Consider the following 10,675-nt stretch of genomic DNA (forward strand, 5'->3'; position numbering starts at 1 on the left):
GCGCAGTCCGTGCTCGACACGGTGCCCCTACGAGCACGCCTGGGGCCTGAGCCCGAGCCCGGCGGTCCCCTGCTCGGCGACGGCCTGCTCGCCGCGATCGGCGTCGCATGGGCCCTGGTGGTGGCCGCCGGGGAATGGCAGCGCCTCAAGCAGTGTCCGGATCACGCGTGCGAGTGGGTGTTCTGGGACGGCACCCGCAGCCGCACCCGGCGCTGGTGCACGATGAGCGTCTGCGGCAACCGGGCCAAGGCGCGCGCCTACGCCGCCCGGCGCAGGCGCGCACCCGACTGATCCCGGAGGAATCCGCGGGCTCCCTCAAGCAGGTCAGTCAGGGTGGATCAGTCCGAGCAGGTCGACTCGAGCGGATCAGCCCGGAGGATCAGCCCGGACGGACCAGCCTGCTCAATCCGGGCGGGTCGACTCGAGCGGATAACTCTGAGCAGGTCAAGTCGAGCGAATCAGTCGGAACGGAAGCGAATCAGTCGGAACGGATCAGCCTGAGCGCTCAACCCGAGCGGATCAGCCTGAGCGGGGCGGCATGACGGTGCCGCTGACCTCGCCGAAGGAGACGACGCCCCCACCCGATCCCGGGGCGGTCGCGGTGATGACGACCTCGTCGCCGTCTTCCAGGAACGTGCGCCTGCTCCCGTCGGGCAACTCGATCGGCGTCTCGCCCGACCAGGAGAGCTCGATCAAGGAGCCGCGCTCGTCGGGCCGTGGCCCGCTGATCGTGCCCGAGGCGAACAGGTCTCCGGTGCGCAACCCGGCGCCGTTCACCGTCATATGGGCGAGCTGCTGCGCGGCCGTCCAGTACATCCCGGCGAAGGGCGGCCGCGACACCACGTGGCCGTTGAGGCGCACCTCCAGCCGGATGTCGAACCCCCACGGCCCCGCATCGGTGTCGTCCAGGTACGGCAGCGGCCTCGGCTCGCGTGCCGGCGGCTCCACCCGGGCGTGCTCCAGCGCGGCCAGCGGGACCACCCACGGGGAGATCGACGTGGCGAACGACTTGCCGAGGAAGGGCCCCAGCGGCACGTATTCCCACGACTGGATGTCCCGGGCCGACCAGTCGTTGACCAGGCAGGCCCCGAAGACGTGCTCGGCGAACTCCTCCATTGGCACCGGCGTGCCCAGTGTGGAGGGGGCGCCCACGACGAATCCCAGCTCGGCCTCGATGTCGAGGCGGGTCGACGGGCCGAAGACGATGTCGCCGTCCGGAGTACGGCGCTGCCCGCGTGGCCGTACGACCGGCGTGCCGGAGACCACGACCGTCCCCGCCCTGCCGTGGTAGCCGATCGGCAGGTGCCGCCAGTTCGGGGTCAGCGGCTCCTGCCCCGGACGGAACATCCGGCCGAGGTTGGTGGCGTGGTGCTCGGAGGCGTAGAAGTCGACGTAGTCGGCGACGGTGATGGGCAGGTGGAGCCGCGCCTCGTCCCGGCCGACCAGGTGCGGACGCACGGCGCGCTCGTGGGCGGCATCGGTGAGCCAGCCGATGATACGTTCGCGTGTCTCGTCCCACACGGCCCGGCCACCCGCCATGAAGCGGTCGAGTGTGCTCTCGGCGAACGTGCCGGCCATGGCGGGCCACAGCTCTTCCGCGACGGCGGCCAGGTCCAGGACGTGCCGGCCGACCGCCACACCGACCCGGCGATCCAGCCCGTCGGACCGGGTGGAGAACACGCCGTAGGGCAGGTTGTCCAAGCCCCATCCGGCATCGTCGGGGCGAAGATCGAGCCAGGTCAAGGTCGCTCCTGTCCGGTCGCGGTCGTCGTCGTAGTCACAGTCGCCGTCGTGGTCCGCATGCCGATCAGGCCGAGCGCGGCCAGATCCTCAAGGGGTTCGTCGATGCTGCAGGTGCCGAAGGAACGGAACATCCGGCGTGTCGCCGCCACCCGGTCCTCGCCCAGCGCGCGGATCCGGTCGGCCACAGCGGCGGGGTCCCGTAGTGCGAGCACCCCGGACACCTCGGCGGCCGTCGCGCCGTCCAGGGCCGCGCTCGTGGCGAGCAGCACGTTGAGGAATCCGTGGTGCTCGAAGCCCGTGTCGTGAGCGGTGTGCCGTACGGCATGGTGCAGTCCGGCGGTGCACTTGAACGGCAGATCCCTGCCGACGCAGCCGACGATCGCCTCGGCCAGCTCGGCCTCGGACGGGAACGCCCGCGCTTGGAGGCCGCCGGTGCGGAACTTGGCGAAGCACCCCGTGCCCGCGAGCGCGTCGAGCACGGGAAGGCACGCCGTCCGCGGAACCTCGACGAACCCGGCCGTGTCCCCAACGCCGCCCGTACGGCCGCGCAGCGCGGCCACGGCCGCCGTGGCGTCCGCCGGGTCGGCCACACCAGAGACCTCCAGCGCCACCGCGTTCGGCAGCGGGCCGAGCCGCTCGATCGCACCCGGTCCGCCCGTCACCACGACGCTGATCACCAGATCCGCCGGGAGCTCGGCCAGCCGGGTGTCCGCGCAGATGAACGGCCCGACGAAACCGGCGTACCACGACGTGCGATGGCGGCGATGCGCCGGTACGGCCTCGGCCATCGGTGCGTCGCCGGGCGGGAAGAGCGCGGCGTCGTCGAACAGCGAGGCGAACAGGGCCTCGCCACCGGAGAACGTCACCTCGTCGCTGTCCACGATCGCATGCTAATGGAGCTTCCCCCCGCTGATCAGCGCGAACTCGCCGCACCCGTTCCGTACCTGGCAATGTGCCCAGACCGATCGACGCCGTGTCGATCAGCACAAGACAATCTGCACAATCAACCCTTTCCGCACATCGAGATCAAACCGCCGGATCGCCCTGTCTGATCACCCTGTCCGATCACCCTGTCCGATCACCCTGTCCGATCGCCCTTTCTGATCATGCCGTCTGATCAATCAGCGGGCGCCGGCCGAGCCCGCCCGTGATCAGCTACCCGCGATCGGCCGCCCGTGATCAGTGCGGCGAGGCGGCGTCCTGACGCTCCCCCTCGTCGAGCGGGCCCTCCGGCGCCGCGTCGGCGGCATCGGAGCCCCGCCGACCCGAATCCCACCGGCGCAGCGCCGCGATCCCGGCGGGCACGGCCGGCACAAGGATGATCGCCGCGGCGATGTTGACCGCGCGGAAGCCGCCGAGGGCGAGGATCGGTCCGGCCAGCGCGGCCGCGGCCGCTCCCGCGTAGCTCATGCCGGCGTCGGTGACGCCCTGCAGCGGCACCCGGACCCGGGCCGACGAGGTGTTCGCCAGCAGCACGGAAGCGGAGATCAGCGAGGCCGACCAGCCGGCGCCGAGGATGGTCAGCGCGACCGCGGTGAGGGTTCCGCCCGCCGGCAGGGTCGCGGCCAGGAAACCGAGCACCAGGGCCACTGAGAGCATCACGATGCCGCCGAACGCGACCCGCATTGCGCCGAACCGGTCGGCCAGCCAGCCGAAAATCGGGCTGAACGCGTACATCCCCATGATGTGAAGGCTGATCACAAGCCCGACCACCTGTAGCGTCATCCCATGATGCTGCAGATGCAGCGGCGTCATCACCATCACCGTGATCATCACCGCGTGTGCCGTAGCGATGAGCACCACGGCGAAGCGGGCCACCGGATGCGCCGCCGCCCAGCGCAGCGCGGCCAGCGCGCCCACCGTCCGCCCGGCCTCAGTCCGCCCGATCTCAGTCTGTCCGGTCTCAGTCCGCCCGGTCTCGGCCGGACCGGATCCGGCGCCGACCGAGCCCGGCGCCCGCGCGGCCCGTGCCGCCGCGGCCGCCTGGGGCCGTACGGCAGGCCGGAACAGCAGCGCGACCACTGCCGCCGCCAACGCGAACGACAGGACCGAGAACAGGTAGGGGCCGGACAGCTCGGGCAGCCCCAGCCGGATCCCGAGCCTGTCCCCGACCTCGCTGAGGTTGGGCCCGGCCACCGACCCGACGGTGGTCGCCCAGATCACCGTCGACATCGCCCTGGCCTGGGTGGCGGGCGGGGTGTCGTCCACCGCCGCGTACCGGGTCTGCAGGTTCACCGCCTGCGCGACGCCGAAGAGGGCCAGCGCGGCCAGCATGACGACGATGTTGGAGAGCACAGCGGCGGCGATGATCAGAGCACCGCCGACGACGGAGATCACGTAGCCCAGGGTGAGCGACCAGCGCCGCCCGTACCGGGAGGCGACGGTGGCCAGCGGCACCGCGGCGATCGCCGCGCCGAGCACGTTCGCGGCCGAACCCAGCCCCGCCATCGTCGTACCGCCGACCTGCTCGATCAGCAACGCCCCGACCGCGACCCCGGAGGCGACGCCGACGCCACCGAGCAGGTTGGCGACGACAAGGACCCCGATTCTCCCAAAACCGCCCACTGAGCTACCTTTCGTTTGCCTGGAGACATCATCTGGCATTCGGGTAGAAGTCCGGCACGGGTTTCCCAGTTATGGCAACGGATCAACCATGGGCGTAGACGGTGGCCGACAGCACGTGTACGTCGGTATCGATCTGTTCTACGTCCCTGGAACCCACCGCCGAGACCGACGGCGGCCAGACCCGCCCCGGCCATGAGAGCGATGGCCGACGCGGCAGCGGCGACGACCCGCCGGGACGGCCACCGGGACAGCCACGAGGACGGCCACGAGGACGGCGGTCATGTGGCGAGGACGGGGGCAGCGGCAGGAGCGGGGCCCGGGACGCTCGCGGACGGTCTGGAGGTCTCGCCGACTGCGATCTTCGTGCGCGCCGCCGTCCACGTTTCCAGGTCATCGCTGCAAGATCACCAATACCGTTTCCGCAGTTCACCGCAGTGAGCCACAAGAAACTGCAAGATCACGAAAGCGAAGCGCCCGCTCCCGACGTCGACTGGGAGTAATTGCAAGATCACGGAGAGGGTGCGGTTGAACGACTTCCTCCATTTACCTAAAGTGCTAGCATCCTAGATAAATGAAGGATCGGAGGGAATCGGTGATCGAGTTCCATCTGGACGGCAGGTCCGGCCTCTCGCCGTACCTGCAGCTGGTCCAGCAGGTGCGGCACGCGCTGCGGTTGGGCCTCCTGCGTGAGGGCGACCGGCTTCCGACGGTCAAGGACGTGGTGGCCCAGCTGGCGATCAACCCCAACACCGTGCTCAAGGCGTACCGGGAACTCGAACACCACGGGCTCGTCGCCGCCCGCCCCGGTGTCGGCACGTTCGTCACCCGGACGCTGACCGACGCCACGCTCGCCGCGCACGGACCGCTGCGGCAGGACCTGCGGCGCTGGCTGGCCAGGGCCCGCCGGGCCGGGCTCGACGACGAAAGCATCGAGGCCCTGTTCATGACCACCTTTCGGACCATCGCTGAAGAGGAGATAGCGTGACGGCGGTCTTACGAGCCCGGCGACTGACCAAGAAGTACCGAGGGCGCTGGGCGCTGACCGGCTGCACGCTGGACATCCCGGCCGGGCATGTGACCGGCCTGGTCGGGCCCAACGGCGCAGGGAAGTCCACGCTGCTGAACCTGGCCGCCGGGACGCTCGCCCCGACTACGGGCACCATCGAGGTGTGCGGCGGCGTGCCGGGCAGCGGCCCGGCTCAGCTAGCCAAGGTCGGCTTCATCGCCCAGGACACCCCGACGTACCCCACCCTGACCGTGGCCGACCACCTGCGCCTCGGGGCCCGGCTCAACCCGAACTGGGATGATGCCCTGGCACACCGCCGGATCGAGCGGCTCGGCCTGGACCCGGGCCAGCGGGCCGGGAAGCTGTCGGGCGGTCAGCGCGCCCAGCTCGCCCTGACCCTGGGCATCGCCAAACGGCCCGAGCTGCTGATCCTGGACGAGCCGGTCGCCGCCCTCGACCCGCTCGCCCGGCGGGAGTTCCTGCAGGACCTGATGGAGGCCGTCGCCGAGCACGGACTCAGCGTCGTGATGTCCTCCCACCTGGTCGCCGACCTGGAACGGGTCTGCGATCACCTCGTCGTGCTGGTCGCCGGGCAGGTGCGGCTGGCAGGCGAGGTCGAGGAGCTCCTGGCCGCCCATCACCGGCTGAGCGGGCCGCGCCGCGACGTCGACACGCTGCCGGCGGACCAGGAGGTCATCTCGGCCGGCCATACCGAGCGGCAGTCCACGCTGGTGATCCGCACCGAGGCGCCCATCCTCGATCCTGCCTGGACCGTCAGCGCGGTCGGCCTGGAAGATCTTGTGCTGGCCTATATGAGCCGTCCCGCCGAGGCCGGCCCCGGCCCGCGCCCCGCCCTGGAGGTGCTGCGGTGATCTGGCTGACCTGGCGGCAGTTCCGCGCCCAGGCCGCGGCGGTGTACGGCCTGCTCGCCGTGCTCGCCGCCATCCTCGTGATCGCCGGGCGTCCCCCGTCCGGCGTCGTACGGCTCGCCCCGGCCGACAGCAGGCTGTACTACGGCGGCATCGTGGTGACGTACCTCCTGCCCGCCGTCATCGGCGTCTTCTGGGGCGCGCCGCTGGTAACCCGGGAGCTGGAGGCCGGCACCCACCGCCTGGTGTGGAGCCAGAGCGTCACCCGGGCCCGGTGGCTGGCCACCAAACTCGCGTTCACCGGCCTGGCCGCGGTGGCCGCGGCCGGGTCGCTCAGTCTTCTGGTCACCTGGTGGGCCGGTCCCGTCGACGCCGCCAGTCGACCGTCCACGGTCCCGGTCAGGGTCGACGTCTTCACTGATGTGGCCGACGCCGAGTCCTTCACCGCGCGGATCTCGCCGCTGCTGTTCGGCGCCCGAGGGATCGTGCCCGTCGGCCACGCCGCCTTCGCCTTCGTCGTCGGTGTCGCCGCCGGGATCCTGCTGCGCCGCACCGTGCTCGCCATGGCCGTCACGCTCGCCGTGTTCGCCGCCGTCCAGATCTCCGTGCCCCTCGCTGTGCGCCCGTACGTGATCCCCGCAGCCCAGGAGACCGTCACGATCACAGCGGCGAACATCACGAAGCTGGGAGTGAACGGTTCCACCGGCGAGGTGGAGGAGCTGGAGGTGGCCGGGCCACCGGGCGCGTGGGTCCTGGCCAACGAGACCTTCGACGCCACCGGCAGGGCGGCCACGGTGCCGTCCTGGGCGGCGGCCTGCCTGCTGCCACCGATGCCACCGGAGCGGGCGTCCCCGTCCGGTCCGGTGGTCGGCCAAGAGTGTCTTGCCAGGCTCGCCGACCTCGGCTACCGGCAGCGGGTGACCTACCAGCCCGCCGACCGTTTCTGGGCCCTGCAGGCGGTCGAGACCGCGATCTTTCTCGCCCTCTCCGCGCTGCTGGCCTGGCTCTGCCTCAGGTGGACCCGCAGCCGCCTGTCCTGACCCGTCCCCCGTCGCCGTCCCCTTTCGAAAGGACCACCGTCTCCATGAGCCATGCGATCGAACCGCGTCCTGCCGCCGGCCGGCATGTCGGCATCGGCCGAGCCGTCATCACCGGGCTGCTCACCGTGGCGGCCACCACCGCGGGCGCGTCCGCACCCGCCGCCGCCACATCCGCCACCGCATCCGCCGCAACGTCCACCGCAACGTCCACCGCAACGCCCGCCGCCGCCTCCGCGAGCGAGCCGAGCGGCACGCCGTACCTGCCCAAGCCGACCGGCGAGCACGCGGTCGGCACCACGGCCCTCTACCTGAAGGACACCTCCCGTCCCGACCCATGGGTCCCGGAGATGAAGGTCAGGGAGCTCATGGTCTCCCTGTGGTACCCGGCGAAGTCTCCCGGACGCCACCGAGCCCAGTACATGACGCCGAAGGAGTCCCAGCTCCTCCTGGAGGACGGGGGGATCACCGGAGTGCCGCTGGACGTCCTGAGCAGGACGCGGACCAACGCCTTCACCGACGCGAAACCGGCCGGAAAGAAGCACGGCCTGCCCCTCATCGTGCTCTCCCCCGGCCACTCCAAGCCCCGCTCCGAACTCACCTCGCTGGCCGAGGACCTGGCCAGCAGGGGCTACGTGGTGGCCGCGATCGACCACACCTACGAGAACGTCGCCACCACCTTCCCCGACGGCCGGGTGACCACCTGCGTCACCTGCAAGATCAAGAAGGAGCCGGCGTGGTGGGAGCAGCTGGTGAACAGCCGGGCGGCCGACGTCTCCTTCGTGCTCGACCAGCTCACCGGGTCACACCCCAAGTGGAAGGGCGCGCGCCTGATCAACCGATCACGGATCGCGATGGCCGGCCATTCCATCGGCGGAGCGAGCAGCATCGCGGCCATGCTCAGGGACTCCCGCATACGCGCCGGAATCGACATCGACGGCAGCACGTACGCCTCGATCCCGGCCAGTGGGCTGTCGCGGCCGTTCCTTTTCCTGGGCAAGTCGTCCTCGTACACCCCCGGATCCGGCAGGCCGGAGGTCGCCGGCTGGGAACGTGACTGGAAGCTCATGACCGGATGGAAGCGCTGGCTGCTCGTCACCGGGGCCGCGCACACCTCCTTCACCGATCTCAGCGTGCTGGGCGACCAGTTCGGCATCGACCTCGGCGCCGACATCCCCGGCCTCCGCTCCATGGAGATCACCCGCAGGTACGTCGCGGCCTTCTTCGACCTGCACCTGCGCAAGAAGCGCCAGCCTCTGCTGGACAAGCCGTCGGCGCGCTATCCCGAGGTCGAGCACTGCTCGGTCGAGGAGAAGATCTGCCGTTAGGCGTGTCTGACACTCCCTAGCCGATCAGGCCCGCTTCGTAGGCGACGATCGCGGCCTGGACGCGGTTGCCGACCCCGAGGCGGGCCAGGATGGCGCTCACATAGGCCTTCACCGTCCCCTCGACGAGATGGAGCCGGTTCGCGATCTGCGCGTTGGACAGCCCCGAGCCGAGCAGCGCCAGCACCTCACGCTCACGCGGCGTCAGGCCATCGGTCTTCGCCCGCGCGTCGACGGCCCGACGCATCCGTCCCCCGCTGAGCTGTGTGATCACCCGGTGCGCGACCCGGGGAGACAGGTATGCCGCCCCGTCCGCGACCGCCCGCACCCCGGCGATCAGCTCGCGGGGATCGCCCGACTTGAGCAGGAACCCGCCGGCGCCCTCGCCCAGGGCGCGGGCGATGTACTCGTCCTCGCCGAAGGTCGTCAGCATCACCACCCCGACGTCCGGCGCCGCCCGGCGGATCTCCGCGGCGGCGGCCAGCCCGTCGAGCCTCGGCATCCGGATGTCGAGCAGCGCGACGTCGGGGCGGTGGGCCAGCGTCAGCTCGACCGCCGCGTGCCCGTCGGCGGCCTCGGCGATCACCTCGATCTCCGGGTCGGTCGCCAGGATCGCCCGCACCCCGGCCCGGATCATCGCCTCGTCGTCGGCCAGCAGCACTTTGATCACGTCGCTCTCCCTTCCTAGGGCAGCTCGTAGGGCTGCTCGGACGGCGACGCGTACGGCCGCTCATACGGCTGCTCGAACGGCTGATCAAACGGCTGCTCGAACGGCAGTCGGGCGATCACTTCGAACCGGCCATCGCGCCAGCCGGCGTCGAACGCACCCCCCGCAAGCCGTACGCGCTCTCGCAGGCCGACGAGCCCCATGCCGGGACGGGTCGCCCCCGCCGGAGCGGGGTTGGAGACCGAGACGGTGACGACGCCGCCCGCGTCCTCGACGCGGACCGAGACGGGTGCGCCGGGCGCGTGCCTCGCCGCGTTGGTGAGCGCCTCCTGCACCACCCGGTACGCCGCGCCGTGCACCAGCGAACGCCCCCAGTCGTCGCCCTGCCATGACCCGGCGAGTGCGGACCCGCCATCGAGCTCGACGGCCATGCCGGAGGCCGCGGCCCGCTCGACCAGCGCCGCGATGCCCTCGGCGTACGGGGCCATCGGCGGCGACTCCCCGTCCTCCCGAAGCACCCCGATCACCTGGCGCAGCCGCTCGGTCGTCGCGCCCGCGGTCTGGCGCAACTCGCCGGCGGCGGCCCGGTGCCGTTCCGGCAGGTCGGGCGCCACCTCCAGCGCACCCGCCCGCAACGCGATCAGGGCGAGTTCGTGACCGAGCGAGTCGTGCATGTCCTGGGCGATGCGGGCGCGCTCGCGCAGTCTCGCCTGATCGGCGACCATCCGCCGCTCACGCTCGCGATGCTCCACCCGCTGGCGTAGATAACGTCCCACCGTCCACGGGAAGACGCTGCTGATCAGCACCCCGGTCAGGATCGGGATCCAGACCGTCTCGCGCGGCACCGGCCCGGACGTCGTGACGGCCCAGGCGATCCCCCCGAACAGGAAGATCACCCCGAAGACGTACAGCGCGGGCCGCGGCCTGGCCGTCCGCCGCCCCGCGAAATAGCTGAACATCACGATCGCGAGGGTGAACCCGTTCAGCGGGCCCACCTTCACCACGGTGTTCAGCGGCCACAGGGTCACGGTCGCCAGTGCCTCCGTCGCCCGCCACGGCCCCATGACGAGCGCGATCAGCATCGCGGCCAGCGGGGCGGCCCGGCTGACCAGCACGGCGAGCGTCACGACGGCCACGCCGGCGACGACGAGCCCGACGAGCGCGTTGCCGCTACGCGGAGACCAGTCGTAGGGGTCCCCGGGGACGAGCACCACCGGCAGGCACAGCACGGCCCACAGGAGGAGGTCCGCGGACACCTCCCGGGCGCTCGAACGCCGGATCCACCGCATCACGTCTGCGAGGTTATAAGGGCGCGGGCGATTCGTTCCTCCTCCCCGAGGACCAGCCGCACCCTGTCGAAGGTAAGGGTCGATCGATGCCGTTCGTCCACGGTGCCCGCCCGTCTCGGCCTTCTAGCGTCGACGACCATGACCGACACGATCCTCGATCTCCTCCGGCACCTC

At 71.2% G+C, this 10,675-nt stretch carries 10 protein-coding genes; 5 read left to right on the forward strand and 5 right to left on the reverse strand.

The window, feature by feature from the left end; genetic code table 11:
* On the forward strand, positions 1-291 hold a 291-nt coding region (locus AP234_RS37565), incomplete at its 5' end, for a CGNR zinc finger domain-containing protein (RefSeq protein WP_200926845.1).
* A 228-nt stretch (positions 292-519) separates the two neighbouring features.
* Here the strand turns inward: AP234_RS37565 and fahA are convergent.
* The 3 genes from fahA to AP234_RS33750 all read right to left on the reverse strand — a co-directional run bounded on the left by fahA (position 520) and on the right by AP234_RS33750 (position 4,308).
* On the reverse strand, positions 520-1,743 hold the full coding sequence (gene fahA / locus AP234_RS33740; RefSeq protein ID WP_055483825.1) for a fumarylacetoacetase: 1,224 nt from the start codon (positions 1,741-1,743) through the stop codon (positions 520-522).
* A complete protein-coding gene (locus AP234_RS33745; protein ID WP_235558539.1) occupies positions 1,740-2,624 on the reverse strand; it encodes a hypothetical protein in 885 nt (294 codons plus the stop codon). The genes fahA and AP234_RS33745 overlap by 4 nt, the downstream gene beginning before the upstream one ends.
* Before the next feature lie 298 nt (positions 2,625-2,922).
* Positions 2,923-4,308, reverse strand: a complete 1,386-nt coding sequence (locus tag AP234_RS33750) for an MFS transporter (RefSeq protein WP_063843201.1) — start codon at positions 4,306-4,308, stop codon at positions 2,923-2,925.
* 571 nt (positions 4,309-4,879) lie between these two features.
* Between AP234_RS33750 and AP234_RS33760 the strand changes: the two genes are divergently transcribed.
* The 4 genes from AP234_RS33760 to AP234_RS33775 are packed head-to-tail and all read left to right on the forward strand — an operon-like array spanning position 4,880 to position 8,548.
* Positions 4,880-5,293 (forward strand): GntR family transcriptional regulator, encoded by a 414-nt coding sequence (locus AP234_RS33760; RefSeq protein ID WP_152990776.1) that lies wholly within the window; start codon positions 4,880-4,882, stop codon positions 5,291-5,293.
* Positions 5,290-6,186 (forward strand): ABC transporter ATP-binding protein, encoded by an 897-nt coding sequence (locus AP234_RS33765; RefSeq protein WP_055483828.1) that lies wholly within the window; start codon positions 5,290-5,292, stop codon positions 6,184-6,186. Before AP234_RS33760 ends, AP234_RS33765 begins: the two co-directional genes overlap by 4 nt.
* Entirely contained in the window at positions 6,183-7,223 is a 1,041-nt protein-coding gene (locus AP234_RS33770) for a hypothetical protein (RefSeq protein ID WP_055483829.1), read from the forward strand. Before AP234_RS33765 ends, AP234_RS33770 begins: the two co-directional genes overlap by 4 nt.
* A 44-nt stretch (positions 7,224-7,267) precedes the next feature.
* Entirely contained in the window at positions 7,268-8,548 is a 1,281-nt protein-coding gene (locus AP234_RS33775) for an alpha/beta hydrolase family protein (RefSeq protein WP_152990777.1), read from the forward strand.
* Between the two features lie 16 nt (positions 8,549-8,564).
* Here the strand turns inward: AP234_RS33775 and AP234_RS33780 are convergent, their stop codons facing one another.
* The gene (locus tag AP234_RS33780; RefSeq protein ID WP_055483830.1) at positions 8,565-9,215 is read right to left on the reverse strand and encodes a response regulator; all 651 of its coding nucleotides are present in this window, start codon (positions 9,213-9,215) and stop codon (positions 8,565-8,567) included.
* Positions 9,216-9,229: 14 nt separating this feature from the next.
* Complete coding sequence (locus AP234_RS33785; RefSeq protein WP_235558540.1) at positions 9,230-10,501, reverse strand: histidine kinase; 1,272 nt, start codon at positions 10,499-10,501, stop codon at positions 9,230-9,232.
* Positions 10,502-10,675 lie beyond the last annotated feature (174 nt).

This window comes from Sphaerimonospora mesophila (genome assembly GCF_001417795.1).
GTDB lineage: Bacteria > Actinomycetota > Actinomycetes > Streptosporangiales > Streptosporangiaceae > Sphaerimonospora > Sphaerimonospora mesophila.